Source organism: Rossellomorea sp. FS2 (genome assembly GCF_047915635.1).
GTDB classification, from domain to species: Bacteria; Bacillota; Bacilli; order Bacillales; family Bacillaceae_B; genus Rossellomorea; species Rossellomorea marisflavi_A.
Genome location: NZ_JBLRVS010000004.1, coordinates 737548 through 752372, shown reverse-complemented (window position 1 = coordinate 752372; position 14825 = coordinate 737548). Strand labels below are relative to the sequence as shown.

Genomic DNA, 14825 nt, shown 5'->3' with positions numbered 1-14825 from the left:
CGACCACCGTCATCTGGTCCAGAGCGGTTTCCTGTTCGGGAGACCAATAAGAGTGGTACCGCGGCCCCGTCGTCTCTTTCCGGGAGGACGGGGCTTTTTGCTATCCAAAAAGGGAGAGAAGGCCGTGTCGTGTTTCATCTGTGATAAACATAGAAGCATCATCAAGACCGCCGGAACGACGATTTATGAGAATGAATGGGTGTATGTCGGTCACATCGATCGCGAGGGGAAACCGAACTATGCGGGACATGTGATGATCGACTTGAAACGGCATGTGCCGGGTATGGCGGATATGACGGGCGAGGAAGCCGCTGCATTCGGAATCGCCATGTCCCGGGTGAGCCGGGCGCTGACGGAGAGTGAAGGAGCGGAGCATGTCTATGCTCTTGTGTCCGGGAATTCGGTCCCCCATCTTCATATGCATCTTGTGGCCAGATACCCAGGGACCCCGGAGGAACATCGGGGCGCCATGGACGTATACGATTGGGAGAAGGCGCCCATGGTCGGGGAAGAAGAAATCGTGTCCCTGTGCATGCGGTTGAAAGAAAGGATGGAATCATATGAGTGAATGGAGCTGGGTTGGAAGCGATGATACAAAGGTAGATGAGAAGGATGTCCTCACTTTTCCAAATGGGATAGTGGTGGGACGCTTCGGAGGGAATTCCGGGGCAGGTGCAAACAAGAATGAGGACGCCGCTCTCTTATGGGTCGAAGAGGGGGAGTGGGAATTTGCCGCTATCCTTGATGCCCATCAGACGGCTGAGAGCGCATCCCTGGTCGTCGAGACGCTTGAAGGGGAGAAAGAGCGGATTCAAACCATCCTGAAGCGGCCGTTTGGCGAGGTGTTCAATCCGTTGCAGGCCTGCATTCTGGATATATTCAGGGAACCTGGATTCCTTGCCCGCTGTCAGGAAGTGCAGGGGGAGACCGCTATCTTATTGGTATGCAGGAAAGAAAACGTCCTATGGTGGTTCTCGATCGGGGACTGTGTGGTCATGCTCCATCATCCCGAACTCGCCGCCCACGGGCAGTACAATCTGAATCAGCGCCATTTTTACGAATGGATCGGCAAGGCAAGCTCGTTCCATGGGGAAATCCCCTGCTACGGCACAGGCGTGAGGGAGCTCAGGGAAGGGACGAACACCATCTTCATGACGACGGATGGACTGTTGGAATGTCCGGGAGATCCGTACCCCGGAGGTAAAGAGATCTTTGCTGCGTTGGATGAAAAGTCGGTGGAGGAAGGAGTGGCGGATCTTCTCCACACGATCGAAGAAAACGGCGTGCGGGATAGCACGACGATTGTGGCATGGAGGATTGATAACCGTTGTGAAGCCACGTGGCCGGGGAATTTGAGAAAGCCATGATGTCCCCCAATTCGCCCCTATGATACAATAATGTGGGAATTTACAACAGATAAGAAAGAGGAAGTCATGCTTTATTTACGGTATGTGTTTTATCAGAGTCTGCTGTTTACCGTCATCGTCATCATGAACTATTATCTTGATCCTTACTTGACCCCACCGTTCACGATGGTGGATGCGACCGCCATCTTGGTTTCTCTCTTGGTTCTGTTCGTTGTCATGACGGTGGTGGTGAAGCTGTATCGTCCTTTTAAAGGCGTCCGTTACCGAACGAAGTTTTTCCTTTCGGTGCCGGCGTTTTTACTGGCGATTGCTTACTTTGTACTAGGAGCTTGGCTGTTTTTTTAGGAGGTGCACGGTATGAAGAAGGTAGTGTTGATCGGTTCGGGTGGGTCGGGAAAATCGACGCTGGCGACCCGTCTTGGGGAAGCAATTGATTTACCTGTCTGGCATTTGGACCAGCTCCTGTGGAAGCCGGGCTGGGTTCCGGTCGAACGGGAAGAAGTCAGGGAAATCCAACGGAAGCTTGTGACCAAGGAGAAATGGATCATCGACGGAAACTACGGCTCAACGATGGAGTTCCGCATGGATGCGGCGGATACGATTATCTTCCTGGATCTATCGAGATGGCGTTGCAGCTACCGAGCCATGAAGCGCATGTTCCGCTATCACGGGAAGTCCCGGCCCGATATGCGGGAAGGCTGCGAGGAGCGATTGGACCTGACCTTCCTCAAGTGGATCTGGCAGTACCCGAAGGAGAAGCGGCCGGGCATCCTTCAAAAGCTTGCAGCCTACAGTGAGGAGAAAACCATCATTCATCTGAAGAACCCACGGGAAGTCCGGAACTTCCTGAAGAATGCCAAAACGTATAAGGGGGGCATCAGCATGAAAAATCAAAAACTGACGTTCGTCGGTTACTTCCTGGTCATCCCCCTCATCTTTTTTGTCAGTGCGCTTCTGTGGAGATGGGGAATCAAACGCACAGATATCGGGGTAGTGCTTACCGATGGTCTTGCCATCTTAGGGATTTATTATCTGTTGATCAGTGTGATCGGAGCGGCCAGGATTGTCCGTACTTAAGCTTTGGATAGTGTAGTGGGCCCTCAAAGGAAAGTCAGCCTTTCGATGCTCCGATACTACAAGACAAGAAATGATTATACAAATTTCTTCATGAGAGGGAGAAACTGATCTTATTGCACTTCCTTCTCGATCGTAGTGGAATTTCCATCTTCATCAGTAATGGTGAATTGAATAATTTGTCCGGGTTCCTCGATTCGATCCTCAAGGGGTAGTGTGAAGTTACCATCTTCATCAAGATCAAGTGTCACGATCCAATTCGGTAATTCCGGATCAGTTACCTTAACCTCTGCATTAGGGTCTGTTTTCCCCTCGTAATTTGTTGTATCTAGAGTGATTTCTGGTAGTTCAGTTTCTTCGATGATTCTATCAGCACTTTGCCGTTCATCCTCAGATGATTTTTTTACTTGTTTTTCAATTTTAGCCGTTACTCCATTGGCTAAAATATAAAACTCAAATGTTTGACCAGTTGCCGGTGATTCATCAAATTCAACAACTATTTCTCCTTCGGGGTTATCATGATCCGCAGATTTCACAAGCAAATCCTGTCTAACCATTTCTCCATCAATCGAGTAGTGGACATTCTCAACCATATCTCCGGTTTCGGCCTCGTAAGTTTTTGTACCCGTTTTAATATCTGGAAGCGAAACTTCTTCTAATAAAGCTTCTTCCTGTGCACTAGTATCAGCGTCACTTTCAATTACTTCCATGCCCTCCTCAGAGGGGTGTACTGGAAGTTCAAAAGTCTGTTCGTGCGGCAGTCCACCCCCGAAAATATATACTCTAATATCATCATTTTCTCTAATTTCTTTATCACTAAAGGATATGGAAAAATGACCTTCTTCTGATACTTCAGGATCAATTGTTTTTTCGTCATGAGGAAATTCAAAACGAATCGAATGATCGGGATTAATCGTTCCATTATAAATTAATGTGTTTTCGTGAATGCCAGGTAGTTGAAGATTCTTTAGCACATCTGGGTAGAGGTCATCATCATACTCCCCCAAAACAGCTAACTCTTTATAATATTCTTCGTCATCTGCTTGATCGGAGGTAGAAGGTTGTTCTGATTTTTCTTCATCAGAGGCATTGCCGTCTTCAGTTTGATTGTCCGTTCCATTTTCATTGTTTTCTTCCGACCTATTATCACGTTCTTCTGCACTTGTATCTGCCGAGTCATCACCGCTAGTACAAGAAGCTAACAATAAACCCACAATAGTGATTCCCAAAGCCAATGAAAGTTTCTTCATGGAATAATCTCCTCCTCATAAGCAACTTTACTATTTCCTTGGTAAAATTAAGGAACTTCATTCATTTTCATTCCCTAAATGATAATCCTGAAACTTGTAAAATTACCAAATTATGATGTTTAGAAAAGGTGATATCCCCGGCATGCTCCTCATGGCGTTCATGATGGGAGGGGTTTCTCTCATCCCTTTATTCTTCGGTATGAGGAAAAAATCGACTGCTACCACCATCACAAATGCGGTTCTGATCGGCTTCCTCATCAATGCCACCGTTTCTGAAGAAGCAATCAGACGAGCTTGTTCCAATTCATCGGTGTTCCTGTCGGTATGTGCCTTATCGGTTTTGGTATCGCCTTTCTTTCGTACCGTCGGATTGAAAAAGCAGATCTATAGAAAAGAAGGACCCGGGGATCCGGGTCCTTCTTCACTGTGGTGTATTGAAAAAACTGATGACTCCGATAATTAGAAGAAAGATCAACTGGATGAAAGGGCCGCCGCCTCCACAGACGATTCCGGCAATGGCGAGGCCCTTGCCTTTTTCGGTGCTCACCTTGAGTTGGTTCAGGGCCTTTATCCCAATGATCACAGCGACAATGCCGATGAGAATCCCGATGAGCGGGATGATGATCGCCAAGATCCCAAGGACCAGGCTAGTGATGGCCAATGCGTTGGTTTTGTTTGACTCCATGATAACCTCCATGATTGCTTGATGAAGAAAAACCTTACGGCGGAGGGGACTTTTCTAGCCGTCCTCCTGTTCGGGTCTCACATTTGAAACACTGGACCTAATTGATGCTTCTCTTAGTATAAAATATAGTGGAAAATAAATACAATAATATATTGTATAAATGTGGTAAGGTAATAGACTAGGAGATGATGGATGTGACAGGGATCAAAATGATTTTCTTCGATATTGACGGGACGTTGACTCATCATGAGGATGGAAGTATTCCTTCGAGCACGAGGGATGCGATAGGGGAGCTTTTGGACCGTGGCATCTGGGTGGTGGCGGCTACGGGCAGACCCCTTTCCATGTGCGCGGAGATCCGGGATTTGGGAATCGAGACCTTCATCACGGCAAACGGAGGGTATGCTACTCATGGCGATGAGGTGATCTTTCATTCCGTCCTTTCAACTCAGACGGTAGAGGCTGTCTCTTCGTTTGCCATGGAGTGCGGCCACGGCCTATCCTTCTATACCGATTCATTCAGTATGAACGGGATCGAGGATCGGAGAACCATGCCTGCACTCCTTGAGACATTGGGGCTGAAGGATTATCCGCCGGTGGTCGAGAAGATGGGAGAGGAGGTATTTCTTATGTGCTTGTTTGCGGGTGACGAATCCATGCACCTCTATCATAACAGATTTCCCGAATTGACCTTCAGGCGCTGGCATCCCTTCATCTTGAATGTGTTGGAAACGGACGTATCGAAATCCATTGCCATGAAGAAGGTGCTCCATCATTTTGGACTCCATCCTTCGGAGGCCATGGCATTTGGAGATGGAGGCAACGACATCGACATGCTTCAGCTGGCCGGAATGGGTGTCGCAATGGGGAATGCAGGGGCCGAGTTGAAGAGTGTGGCCGACTTTGTCACCAAGCCTTCCGGGGAAGATGGTGTCGCTTTTGCCCTCCGGGAGCTTGGGTTGATTGGTCTCGGACGATGTAACGGCTATTGCTGATAGACAATGAAGAAACGGCAGGTGGAAGAGCATGAACGCTCATCAGTGGTTGGATAAAGTCAATCTTAAAGCTGCTTCTGTGAAGGAAGTACCGGAGTCATTCAGTTCGACGGTGTATAACGTGAAACTCGTGACGGGGGAAACGGTGTTCTTGAAAATACCCCGTTCCGTCCAGAAGCTGAGTTTGGAGAGGGAGATGCTGGAGCGGTTCAAGGGACACTTACCCGTACCGGAAGTCGTCGCCTTCCATGAGGACGGGTTCCTGGTGCTCGAGGCACTGGATGGTGTCCCGGCGACTGGCATGGTGAGTGAGAAACTGGCGTGGGAGATCGGGGAGCTGCTCGCCAGGCTGCATACCATCCGGGTAGGTCCCGAAGACTACGGAGGTGCCGTGCGGGATGAATTCAGCCGGTGGACAGAGTTCCTTCCTGCGCAGTTCTACTCGTTTGCCGAAGATGCGAAAAAGGTGCTAGACCCTGAATTGTTCGACCTGGCCCTTGTTCGATTCGAGGAGATGAGGAAGGAGCTGCCGCCTCCCGACGGTCCGTCGTTCATCCATATGGATTTCCGCCCCGGGAACATCCTCGTACGTGATGATCACGTGACGGGTCTAATTGATTTTGAGAGCGTACGGATCGGTTCGACGGAGCTGGATTTTACGAAGATCGAGCGGGATGTATGTCAGCGGTTCCCTGGGACACGGGAAGCATTTGAAGACGGATACCGCTCGGTGAGGCCCCTCATCGACCTTGACCGGGTGCTCCCTTTTTACCAGATGACCGACGCCTTCAATTCTACCGGCTGGTGTCAGCGGATGGGTCTAGAGAAGAATAGGGACTTTTTTGAACGGAACGTGAAGATCCTGAAGGAGGGTCTTGCGTGAGGACTGCAGAAAAGGGATGTGGATGGAAATGAAGGACGTATCGGCATCAAAGGATGTGATCATGGCTGCGCTAGAAGTGGCCGATCTTCCACATAGGGATGGGTTCGAGATGGAAAATCAGAACCTGGAATATGAAGGCTTCGTTTTGACTCTGGATGATCGGACCTACAGGAGCAGGCGCGCCAGGAAAACACCCAACAAAAAGGGTTATTTCACTGTCTTTTGGAGAAAGGGAGACGATGACCGGAACCGTCCATATACGTTGGAGGAATGTACGGATCGTCTCATCATCACCGTCCTGGACCAAGGAAAGAAAGGGCAGTTCGTTTTCCCGAAAGAGGTGATGGCGTCGAAAGGGATCGTTACGACCGGCAGCTCAAAAGGGAAAATGGCCATGCGTGTCTACCCTGATTGGGTGACCGGATTGAACCCGACGGCGAGGAAGACCCAGGCGTGGCAATCGGAGTACTTCATTGATTTGTCCGGAGAGGTCGATGGGAGCCTGATTCGCTCCCATTACCTGGGGAAAGATTATACATAGAAAAGGGAGCCGGTTGTGACGGCTCCCTTTTCTTATGCTCATCGATTCAATTTACTGTGGCGGTAACCGTAGCTGAAGTAGAAGATCAGCCCCAGTACGAGCCAGACGGCGAAGCCCTTCCACGTGAATGCCGACAGCTGGAGCATGAGGTACACGCAGAAGATGACCGCGAGCGCCGGGATGACCGGTACCCATGGTGTTTTGAATCCACGCTTGATCTCCGGACGCGTCTTCCTGAGGACGGCGACACCTAGTGACACCGTGGCAAACGCGAACAGGGTCCCGATGCTCGTCAGTTCCGCAAGCTTATCCAGAGGGACAAGACCGGCGAACAGGGCGACGAGGATCCCGGTCGTCCATGTACTCGGAAGGGGAACCTTCGTTTTCGGGCTGACGCTCGAAAGCTTCTGGGGAAGCAGACCGTCACGGCTCATGGCATAGAACAGTCGGGTCTGTCCGAACATCATGACGATGAGGACGGTGGTGATCCCGACGATGGCGCCAAGGGAAATGAATCCGGCTGCCCAGTCCTGGTGGATGAACTGCAGGGCGAAGGCGACGGGGTCTTTCACATTCAGCATGCTGTAAGGCACGATCCCTGTCAGGATGAGCGATACAACGATATAGATGACGGTGCAGATGACAAGGGCCGAGATGATGCCGATCGGCAGGTTCCGCTGGGGGTTCTTCACTTCCTCGGCGGCAGTGGATACCGCATCGAAACCGAAGTAGGCGAAGACGACGACCGCAGCGCCCGAAACGACACCCGAGAAGCCGAATGGCATGAACGGCTGCCAGTTGGAAGGCTCCACGTACCACACGCCAACGGCGATGAATAGCAGGACGACGGCCACCTTCACGATGACCATGATGGCATTGAACTTGGCCGACTCCTTTACACCCCGTGATAGTAGAAGGGTGACGAGAAGGACGATGATGACGGCCGATAGATCAAGATACGTACCGTTGCCGGGATCGAATGCCGACGTCAGGGCGTGAGGGAGATGGATCCCGAAACCGGACAGGAGGCTCTGGAAGTAGCCCGACCAGCCGCTTGCCACAGCGGAGGAAGCAAGGCCGTATTCAAGGACGAGGTCCCAGCCGAGAATCCAAGCGAAGATTTCCCCGAAGGCGACATAGCTGTACGTATAGGCGCTCCCTGATTGCGGGATCATGGAGGCAAACTCTGAATAGCAGAGGGCGGCGAATACACAGGCAAGGCCTGCAATGATAAACGATAGGATGAGTGCTGGACCTGCGTATTTCGCTGATGCCACGCCCGTGAGGACGAAGACTCCGGTCCCGATGATGGCCCCGACTCCGAGCATGGTCAGATCGACTGCTCCAAGTACGCGATTGAGGGAACCGGTATTGCTTTCTGTGATGAGTTTCTTTCTGAATAAGCTCATGCCCAACCTCCAAAAACCGAATTATTAAACAATTCAATAAATTACTTTTCATAGTGTATAGTCAACTGTCTTGAAAGTAAATATATAAATATTACTATTACCTATAGTTGTTTTCCAATTCAGTAAGTGGATTGGCATAAAAAAAGAGACAAGCGATAGGCTTGTCTCCGGACTCATGTTATGGATTGGAAGGCGAATAGGAGGTCGGCTTCACAGACGATCCTGCTGTCGATGGCCGCCGTACCTCTCCCTTTCACGATTCTTCCTTTATTCCGTGTGATGTCGATCGTAAGAGTCAGCCGGTCACCGGCAAAGACGTCCTGGTAAAACCGGCCGTTATCGATGCCGGCAAGCATGCCAAGGCCGTTGCTCCGGCTCTCGGAATGGAGCGCGGCTCCGCTCATCTGGGCCATGGCCTCAAGGATGAACCCGCGGGGTAAGGCGTCGTCCGGTGACCCTTCACAATCATGTTGTGAAATGAGTTTCACGCCCACCGCCCGTTTTCCTTCTTCCACTTCCGTGATCTTATCAATCAGGAGGAAGGGGAACCGGTGAGGCAGGATGCTCCGGATGTCCTTCACGCCTTTGGACTGTCGGGACTCCAGTTCAATACGAGTCCGAGATGGGTAAGTCCGCCACCGAATCCGTACAGAAGCATCGTGTCGCCATCGTTCACTTTTCCTTCTTTGATCCCTTTGTGGATGGCAAGGGGGATCGAAGCAGAAGAAGTGTTGCCGAAGTACTGCATGCTTGTCAGGGTATTCTCGACATTGATCCCGGCTTTGTCACAGATCGACTCCACCATGCGGAGGTTTGCGCTGTGAGGGATGAACCAGTCAAGCTTGTCCCGCTCGATGCCGGATTTCGTCAGAAGCTCTTCTACGCCGCCTGGGATCGTGCGCGTTGCCCACTTATAGACTTCGCGTCCGTTCTGTACCATCTTCCCGGATGGATCAAGCTCCTGTCCGTGAAGAGTAGGAGCGAATGTACGGCGGTATACGTGGGCTCCGCCGGCTCCGTTTGCGCCCATGTGGCTCGCGAGGAAGCTTGGGTTCTCTTCATCATATTCGACGAGCATGGCAGCAGAAGCGTCTCCGAAAAGGATGCAGGTCGAGCGGTCTGTATAGTCCGTCACCTTCGTCAGCGTTTCAGACGCGACAACGAGGATTTTTTTATGGATCCCGCTTGATACCATGTTGTTGGCCACATGCAGGGAATAGGTGAAGCCGGCACAGGTGGCATTCAGATCGAAGGCACCGGTTGCAGGTATGTCGAAGTGATTCTGGATCAGGCAGGCAACACTCGGGAAGGCATGATCCGGCGTGGTCGTCGCCACGATGATGCAGTCGACGTCGCTCAGATCTTTTCCGTACCCGTCAATCAGGTTCTGGACGGCCCCGAAGGCCAGATGGGAAGCGAATTGATCATCGGCTGCAACGCGGCGTTCATGCATGCCGGTGCGCTGGACGATCCATTCATCAGTTGTGTCCACCATTTTCTCAAGGTCTGCGTTTGTCAGTTTTTTCTCAGGCACATACGTTCCGATTGCCGTGATACGTGCGCGTGATTGGTTCAAAAGAAGGACCACCTTTTTCATGAATTGTGTTTACACCATATATTATGACCAGGTACTAAATCCTCTCCATTATACGCCTTTTTACCGAATTCTTCAATCACCCGGATTTCGGGGATTGAAAAAAAGGTCGAATTCCTGCCTTCTACTTGTCTTTGAGCTCTTGTGAAAGCACCACGGAGAGATTAAGATAAGAAGAGAAGGAGAAATATAACTGAATGAGGCCTGAACCAGGAGTCACGCATGAGGCGCGAACTTCTATTTGCCATGCTGAAGCATGCGCATGGACAAATCGGGTCCAACAGCAGTATATTTAACCTTGCATGAAAGGATGATTAGATGAAACAATCGCACCAAACGATAGAGACGCCCAGCAAAGCCAGCATTCTTTGGCAGCTGACCCGTCCCCACACCCTGACTGCATCCTTCGTCCCGGTATTCATCGGAACTGTTTCCGCCATGTACGAGACGAACATCAGCGTCTGGATGTTCCTTGCGATGCTTTTTGCGTGTCTGTGCCTGCAGATTGCCACGAACTTATTCAATGAATATTACGATTTCAAGCGTGGGCTCGACACGGAAGACTCTGTCGGAATCGGGGGCGCCATCGTCCGCCACGGCATGAAGCCGAGGACGGTCCTTCAGATGGCCCTTACCTGCTATACGCTGGCTGTCCTTGCCGGAATCTATATCTGCGCCAACAGCAGCTGGTGGCTTGCCGCCATCGGAATCGGCGGGATGCTCATCGGCTACCTATATACAGGAGGCCCGCTGCCGATTGCCTACACGCCATTCGGTGAGCTGTTCTCAGGCGTCAGCATGGGAGCAGCCTTCGTCCTGATCGCATTCTTCATCCAGACAGGAACCGTCGATCAGACGACGATCCTGATCTCGATCCCGATCGCGATCCTGGTCGGGGCCATCAACCTGTCCAACAATATCCGGGATATTGAAGAAGACACGATCGGTGGACGGAAGACGCTTGCGATCCTCATGGGTCACAAAAAAGCCGTCTATTTCCTCGGCTTCTCGTTCTTCGTCTCCTATGCGTGGCTGATCGGCCTCATCATCGCCGGCACCGTCAGCCCATGGGTCCTGCTCGTCTTCCTGAGCATCCCGAAACCGGTCCAAGCCATTAAATCCTTCCTCGGAAAAGGCGGACCTGCCCATTCGGGACTTGCCATGAAAGCGACCGCCCAGACGAACACATTCTTCGGATTGCTGCTGTCAGTGGCACTATTCATCAATTACTTCATCGTCCGATGAACAAAAAGACGACTCCAATGTGGGGTCGTCTTTTTGGTTTATCGTTTTCTGCTGGGGCGGATTGCCCTTTTATTCCCGAAACGGCTCAGGAAGAAAGCGCCGTTATGAAAGACCGCGAAGATCAGGAGGGTCGTCCATATACTGGAATAGTGCGCTGCCGTGATGGGGGTGTACAGATTCGCCGTCGTCAGTCCTCCAAATAAGGCCACCCCGACCATCACCGTATCAAGGAGCGATTGAACAGGCTTCCAGGCATTGTGCAGATAGGTCGGGAATAAAAGGGCCAGGATGCCAAGCACAAGAAACATGGAATTCACGTCCTCATCAAGTCGCCAGTGAGGAAGCCAGATCAGAGCCGTCAGGAATGTACCGATGAAGACGATAAGGCGGACTTTCTTCATCCTGTCCATGGATCGCTCTTCCTCCCGCTCCTTTCGTTTGTAAAAAGAATCGGGTTTCCATTGAGGCGGTGCGAATTCTTCATTTTTCATATCAACCCGTTCGGGGAAATCAAGGCCAGCCTCATGAAGGGGTTGCCGGATAATCGATTCATAATGAAAGTCGAAATCCTCCCGTTTCGCATCATGCAGGTCAAGATCGGTCACATAAGCTGGAATAGCGTGAGTATGTATACGTTGGATCCAGGAGTCAACGTCTTTTTTGGTTTCCGACAGAAAGGAAAGGTAGGTAATATCCCCGTTGCTTTCCACTCTGAATACCAGTCGAAGTCCTTGCCTGTACAGATTTTTTTTCTTTCCCGAACTATCCCTTGATCTCGCGTGCATCCTGATCCAGGCTGGCCCAATCAGGACTTCTTTTATATCACTGAAGGGAACCAGACGCTCAATTTTTTCATTGGTTTCACGATCCAAGCCCCTTTGCACATATCCTTCATCGGTCCACCACGACTTATGGAATATAAAAACGGGATCATGTTCATATTTTTGCAGGTCCATGCTAAACACCTCTCGTAATCGATACGGGTGAACATACACGCTGGTTTCACTTGAGTACAAATCTATCCTAGAGTCTTATTCCACTCATATGGTAAAATAAACCTAAAAAGGAGTGAACGACCATGAATTGTATAGGCTGCAGATTGGCCAAGAAACAAGAGAACGTCCATGTGGTGTACGAAACAGCCACCCTTACATGCATCCTTGACTATATGCCATTCAATCCGGGGCATGTTCTGATTCTCCCTAAGCAGCATGCTACAGAAGTCGAGGAGCTTGATCCGAGGATTGCCATCGACATCATGGAGGCATCACGCTTCCTATCTAAGGTCGTGAAGGCGGCGTTCAATCCTGATGGCATCACGATCATCCAAAACGGCGGGGGATTCAACGACCTCGACCATTATCATATGCATGTGATCCCTCGTTTTGAAGGACAGGATTTTGCCGAGTTCTTCTCTGAGGAGGGAGAGCCGGCGCAAGAAGAGGATCTTGCTCAGGCTGCCCAGAAGCTGATCCGTGTCATCAAAGAGATGGAGCAGCATGCTCGAGTTTGAGCCGAACAGTCGGATGCGGAAGAAGATGAAGGCCGAGGTGGAGATCATGAATTCCAATCCCGCCTTCAATTTTCTGGCCAGGGACCGGGAAACAATCGGGTTTGATGAAGTGGAATCAGAGTTCCAGGAATGCGAACGCCGGGGAGTGAGGCGCCTTCTGGTGAAAAAAGACCGCCGATACGTGGCGGTCATTGATTATTGCCTCCAGAATCCGTCCGATTCACAAGCTTGGATCAGCCTCTTCGTCGTCCACCGTGCCCATCAGGGGACGGGGGTCGCCCATGAAGCGTACGGGGAATTGGAAGCGCTTGTCGGGAGAAGCGGCAGGAGCCGCCTCCGTTTGGCCGTCCACGCTTCGAACGAGGCGGGACTGGCATTTTGGATGAAGAAGGGCTTTCACTCCTTTAAGGAAGTGGACATTGGAGGGAAGCCCCACTATTGTCTGGAAAAAGAGCTCTAACATAATCGGTTGTCTTTACTACGGTGGCAAACTCACCGTGAAGGGTGGCGAGGGATACGTCGTGAACGAGGGTGGCATCCAGGGTGCGGCCCTCGGGATCGACAAGATCGAAGGCAGCCGTTGCATCGGATAGCACGAAGGTCGTGAATCCAAGATTGCCGCTCATCCTTGCCGACGTGGAGATGCAGTGTGGTGTCGTCAAGCCGGCGATCACCACTTCTGTGATTCCGAGGTGACTAAGGTGTTCCTCAAGTCCCGTTCCGATGAAGGCACTGTTCACACCCTTCTCGAGCACGGTCTCACCGGGGATCGGGTCGAAGCCTTCTTTAAAGCGGAAGCCTTCCTTCGAAGAATGGAAAATGGACTCCGGATGAAGCGACCGGTGCCGGATGTGGATGACCTCCCAGCCGAGGCGCCTCCATTCATTCAAAACAAACAGCATCTCTTCCTCCGCATGGGGGTTATTCCGCGGTCCCCACTGCGGGTGGAGGAACGCCTGCTGCACATCGATAAGGAGCAGGGCACGCTTCACCTTCGGCACCAGCGTTCCACCGCAGTTCGGACAGACGCTTTTGAAGCTATCCGCACATTCGCTGCAAAATGTGCAGTCATGGGAGCAATGGTAAGCTCCCTCATCGATCTTCTTCTCACACGCTAAACAATGTTCCATGTTCCATCACTCCTTTTCTTTGATTCTAGTATTCAGTTTATTGGAAAAAGATAGGCGGAACTATGCTATCATGAAGGAAAATACGTCGGAACGCCGTAAAAACGACGGAAGAAGTGGCGATCGGACTTAAAAGATAAGGTGGGATCGAATCATGGACGAAATCAATCGTCAGATCATGGAAGAACTGCAGCAGGACGGGCGGCTGTCGATGACCGAACTCGGTAGGCGGGTGTCGCTGTCGGTACCGGCGGTGAAGGAGAGGGTGATGCGCCTTGAGGAGCAGGGCGTCATCACGGGATATCATGCAAAGGTCGATCCTGACCGGGTAGGCAAGACCGTCAAGGCGTTCATCCTTATGAAGACCCATCGCTGCAAAGCGTTCCGCTCCTTTTGCAGGGAGCACGCCGATGTGATGGAATGCCACCGGCTTACAGGGGAATACAGTTACCTCGTGAAGCTGGTCACGGGAACCAATGCAGAACTCGAAGATTTCATCGATGCTGCCATGGAATACGGCGAGCCCTATACGATGATGAATCTGTCATCCCCAGTTCCCGGGAAGCCGCTTACGGTCGGTGAAGTGTGATGGCATTTCTACTCGGATTTGTCATTTGTTTTGCCATAAGTGGGACGTTGAATATGCTGCTCAACATGCGACGGGGAGTGGACTGGGGCGTGTCGGTGTTTGTGAGCCTGCTGGCTGCAACGGCTATAGGGGTTTTTCTGGGGTAGGAGGAGAGAGAATGAACGGAATACTGTTTTTTGTTGCGTTTATCGCACTGTACTTTATAGGCTCAATTATTCTGTCAAAGATCCTGAGAAGGAAGTTGCGTCTAGGTAAGCGGACGCGCGAACATCATAATGAAAACCATCGTCGATGGGATAAGCGAGTCAGAGTGATGTTACTCGTCCTGTTGTTGATCCTATTGGGTGTCTGTTATTATCACGATTTCAGTCCTATGTACGTGTATATTTCATCGGTAATCGGCCTTCTTTTTCAAGAGTTGTTCCAGGCGTTTATGGATTGGAGGTATTCCGAGAAGCGCAACGAATACGTACGGGCACTGATCGAAACAGGGTATATGGCTCTCGGCCTGACCTTTTTCTTTACGGTTCTATCTACAAGCTTCATGTAAGGA

At 51.0% G+C, this 14825-nt stretch carries 19 protein-coding genes and 2 pseudogenes; 14 read left to right on the top strand and 7 right to left on the bottom strand.

Annotated elements, in window-relative coordinates:
• The first annotated feature begins 97 nt into the window (after positions 1-97).
• The 4 genes and pseudogenes from ACNA6I_RS14935 to ACNA6I_RS14920 all read left to right on the top strand — a co-directional run.
• Positions 98-568, top strand: coding sequence for an HIT family protein (locus ACNA6I_RS14935; RefSeq protein WP_416313709.1), 471 nt, complete (start codon positions 98-100; stop codon positions 566-568).
• Positions 561-1367, top strand: coding sequence for a protein phosphatase 2C domain-containing protein (locus tag ACNA6I_RS14930; RefSeq protein WP_416313708.1), 807 nt, complete (start codon positions 561-563; stop codon positions 1365-1367). Before ACNA6I_RS14935 ends, ACNA6I_RS14930 begins: the two co-directional genes overlap by 8 nt.
• A 30-nt stretch (positions 1368-1397) precedes the next feature.
• Positions 1398-1712, top strand: a complete 315-nt coding sequence (locus ACNA6I_RS14925; protein WP_416313707.1) for a hypothetical protein — start codon at positions 1398-1400, stop codon at positions 1710-1712.
• Positions 1713-1724: 12 nt separating this feature from the next.
• Positions 1725-2228 (top strand): annotated as a pseudogene (locus tag ACNA6I_RS14920) (DNA topology modulation protein); the annotation flags it as partial.
• Positions 2229-2554: 326 nt separating this feature from the next.
• On the opposite strand, the gene ACNA6I_RS14915 reads toward ACNA6I_RS14920, so the two are convergent.
• Positions 2555-3691 carry a hypothetical protein gene (locus ACNA6I_RS14915; protein WP_063191471.1) on the bottom strand — a complete coding sequence of 379 codons (1137 nt, stop codon included), beginning with the start codon at positions 3689-3691 and terminating at the stop codon, positions 2555-2557.
• Positions 3692-3824: 133 nt separating this feature from the next.
• On the opposite strand from ACNA6I_RS14915, the pseudogene ACNA6I_RS14910 reads away from it, so the two are divergent.
• A pseudogene (locus ACNA6I_RS14910) lies at positions 3825-4081 on the top strand (ABC transporter permease); the annotation flags it as partial.
• A gap of 31 nt (positions 4082-4112) precedes the next feature.
• On the opposite strand, the gene ACNA6I_RS14905 reads toward ACNA6I_RS14910, so the two are convergent.
• Positions 4113-4376, bottom strand: a complete 264-nt coding sequence (locus ACNA6I_RS14905; protein WP_063191469.1) for a DUF4190 domain-containing protein — start codon at positions 4374-4376, stop codon at positions 4113-4115.
• A 209-nt stretch (positions 4377-4585) separates the two neighbouring features.
• On the opposite strand from ACNA6I_RS14905, the gene ACNA6I_RS14900 reads away from it, so the two are divergent.
• From ACNA6I_RS14900 to ACNA6I_RS14890, 3 genes are read left to right on the top strand one after another with little or no spacing between them, the layout of a single operon-like run.
• Positions 4586-5371 carry a Cof-type HAD-IIB family hydrolase gene (locus ACNA6I_RS14900; RefSeq protein ID WP_416313777.1) on the top strand — a complete coding sequence of 262 codons (786 nt, stop codon included), beginning with the start codon at positions 4586-4588 and terminating at the stop codon, positions 5369-5371.
• 31 nt (positions 5372-5402) lie between these two features.
• A complete protein-coding gene (locus ACNA6I_RS14895; protein ID WP_416313706.1) occupies positions 5403-6254 on the top strand; it encodes a phosphotransferase family protein in 852 nt (283 codons plus the stop codon).
• A gap of 22 nt (positions 6255-6276) precedes the next feature.
• Entirely contained in the window at positions 6277-6795 is a 519-nt protein-coding gene (locus ACNA6I_RS14890) for a MepB family protein (protein WP_416313705.1), read from the top strand.
• Between the two features lie 38 nt (positions 6796-6833).
• Here ACNA6I_RS14890 and ACNA6I_RS14885 read toward each other — a convergent pair whose 3' ends face one another.
• The 3 genes from ACNA6I_RS14885 to ACNA6I_RS14875 all read right to left on the bottom strand — a co-directional run bounded on the left by ACNA6I_RS14885 (position 6834) and on the right by ACNA6I_RS14875 (position 9780).
• Entirely contained in the window at positions 6834-8204 is a 1371-nt protein-coding gene (locus tag ACNA6I_RS14885; protein WP_048012283.1) for an amino acid permease, read from the bottom strand.
• Between the two features lie 173 nt (positions 8205-8377).
• Positions 8378-8785, bottom strand: a complete 408-nt coding sequence (locus ACNA6I_RS14880) for a 3-hydroxyacyl-ACP dehydratase FabZ family protein (RefSeq protein ID WP_416313704.1) — start codon at positions 8783-8785, stop codon at positions 8378-8380.
• Entirely contained in the window at positions 8782-9780 is a 999-nt protein-coding gene (locus ACNA6I_RS14875) for a ketoacyl-ACP synthase III (RefSeq protein WP_416313703.1), read from the bottom strand. The genes ACNA6I_RS14880 and ACNA6I_RS14875 overlap by 4 nt, the downstream gene beginning before the upstream one ends.
• A 336-nt stretch (positions 9781-10116) precedes the next feature.
• Between ACNA6I_RS14875 and ACNA6I_RS14870 the strand changes: the two genes are divergently transcribed.
• The gene (locus ACNA6I_RS14870) at positions 10117-11043 is read left to right on the top strand and encodes a 1,4-dihydroxy-2-naphthoate polyprenyltransferase (RefSeq protein WP_048006906.1); all 927 of its coding nucleotides are present in this window, start codon (positions 10117-10119) and stop codon (positions 11041-11043) included.
• Positions 11044-11081: 38 nt separating this feature from the next.
• On the opposite strand, the gene ACNA6I_RS14865 is transcribed toward ACNA6I_RS14870, so the two are convergent.
• Complete coding sequence (locus ACNA6I_RS14865; RefSeq protein ID WP_416313702.1) at positions 11082-11999, bottom strand: hypothetical protein; 918 nt, start codon at positions 11997-11999, stop codon at positions 11082-11084.
• Positions 12000-12121: 122 nt separating this feature from the next.
• Here ACNA6I_RS14865 and ACNA6I_RS14860 point away from each other — a divergent pair, with 122 nt between their 5' ends.
• Entirely contained in the window at positions 12122-12556 is a 435-nt protein-coding gene (locus tag ACNA6I_RS14860) for an HIT family protein (RefSeq protein ID WP_159129196.1), read from the top strand.
• Positions 12519-13016 (top strand): GNAT family N-acetyltransferase, encoded by a 498-nt coding sequence (locus ACNA6I_RS14855; protein WP_416313701.1) that lies wholly within the window; start codon positions 12519-12521, stop codon positions 13014-13016. Before ACNA6I_RS14860 ends, ACNA6I_RS14855 begins: the two co-directional genes overlap by 38 nt.
• On the opposite strand, the gene ACNA6I_RS14850 is transcribed toward ACNA6I_RS14855, so the two are convergent.
• A complete protein-coding gene (locus ACNA6I_RS14850; RefSeq protein ID WP_082824347.1) occupies positions 12961-13686 on the bottom strand; it encodes an isochorismatase family protein in 726 nt (241 codons plus the stop codon). The two genes, ACNA6I_RS14855 and ACNA6I_RS14850, sit on opposite strands and share 56 nt — an antisense overlap.
• A gap of 151 nt (positions 13687-13837) precedes the next feature.
• Here ACNA6I_RS14850 and ACNA6I_RS14845 point away from each other — a divergent pair, with 151 nt between their 5' ends.
• The 3 genes from ACNA6I_RS14845 to ACNA6I_RS14835 are packed head-to-tail and all read left to right on the top strand — an operon-like array spanning position 13838 to position 14822.
• The gene (locus ACNA6I_RS14845) at positions 13838-14272 is read left to right on the top strand and encodes an Lrp/AsnC family transcriptional regulator (protein WP_048006910.1); all 435 of its coding nucleotides are present in this window, start codon (positions 13838-13840) and stop codon (positions 14270-14272) included.
• Positions 14272-14418, top strand: coding sequence for a hypothetical protein (locus ACNA6I_RS14840; RefSeq protein WP_187427178.1), 147 nt, complete (start codon positions 14272-14274; stop codon positions 14416-14418). The genes ACNA6I_RS14845 and ACNA6I_RS14840 overlap by 1 nt, the downstream gene beginning before the upstream one ends.
• A gap of 11 nt (positions 14419-14429) precedes the next feature.
• A complete protein-coding gene (locus ACNA6I_RS14835; protein ID WP_416313700.1) occupies positions 14430-14822 on the top strand; it encodes a DUF4181 domain-containing protein in 393 nt (130 codons plus the stop codon).
• The last annotated feature ends 3 nt before the right edge of the window (positions 14823-14825 follow it).

Bases quoted from the DNA above. Each gene is read 5' to 3' on its own strand.
- ACNA6I_RS14900 (WP_416313777.1), top strand. From the start codon at position 4,586: ATGATTTTCTTCGATATTGACGGGACGTTGACTCATCATGAGGATGGA.
- ACNA6I_RS14905 (WP_063191469.1), bottom strand. From the start codon at position 4,376: ATGGAGTCAAACAAAACCAACGCATTGGCCATCACTAGCCTGGTCCTT.
- ACNA6I_RS14865 (WP_416313702.1), bottom strand. From the start codon at position 11,999: ATGGACCTGCAAAAATATGAACATGATCCCGTTTTTATATTCCATAAG.
- ACNA6I_RS14860 (WP_159129196.1), top strand. From the start codon at position 12,122: ATGAATTGTATAGGCTGCAGATTGGCCAAGAAACAAGAGAACGTCCAT.
- ACNA6I_RS14915 (WP_063191471.1), bottom strand. From the start codon at position 3,691: ATGAAGAAACTTTCATTGGCTTTGGGAATCACTATTGTGGGTTTATTG.
- ACNA6I_RS14895 (WP_416313706.1), top strand. From the start codon at position 5,403: ATGAACGCTCATCAGTGGTTGGATAAAGTCAATCTTAAAGCTGCTTCT.
- ACNA6I_RS14930 (WP_416313708.1), top strand. From the start codon at position 561: ATGAGTGAATGGAGCTGGGTTGGAAGCGATGATACAAAGGTAGATGAG.
- ACNA6I_RS14840 (WP_187427178.1), top strand. From the start codon at position 14,272: ATGGCATTTCTACTCGGATTTGTCATTTGTTTTGCCATAAGTGGGACG.
- ACNA6I_RS14870 (WP_048006906.1), top strand. From the start codon at position 10,117: ATGAAACAATCGCACCAAACGATAGAGACGCCCAGCAAAGCCAGCATT.
- ACNA6I_RS14885 (WP_048012283.1), bottom strand. From the start codon at position 8,204: ATGAGCTTATTCAGAAAGAAACTCATCACAGAAAGCAATACCGGTTCC.
- ACNA6I_RS14890 (WP_416313705.1), top strand. From the start codon at position 6,277: ATGGAAATGAAGGACGTATCGGCATCAAAGGATGTGATCATGGCTGCG.
- ACNA6I_RS14925 (WP_416313707.1), top strand. From the start codon at position 1,398: ATGTGGGAATTTACAACAGATAAGAAAGAGGAAGTCATGCTTTATTTA.
- ACNA6I_RS14850 (WP_082824347.1), bottom strand. From the start codon at position 13,686: ATGGAACATTGTTTAGCGTGTGAGAAGAAGATCGATGAGGGAGCTTAC.
- ACNA6I_RS14835 (WP_416313700.1), top strand. From the start codon at position 14,430: ATGAACGGAATACTGTTTTTTGTTGCGTTTATCGCACTGTACTTTATA.
- ACNA6I_RS14845 (WP_048006910.1), top strand. From the start codon at position 13,838: ATGGACGAAATCAATCGTCAGATCATGGAAGAACTGCAGCAGGACGGG.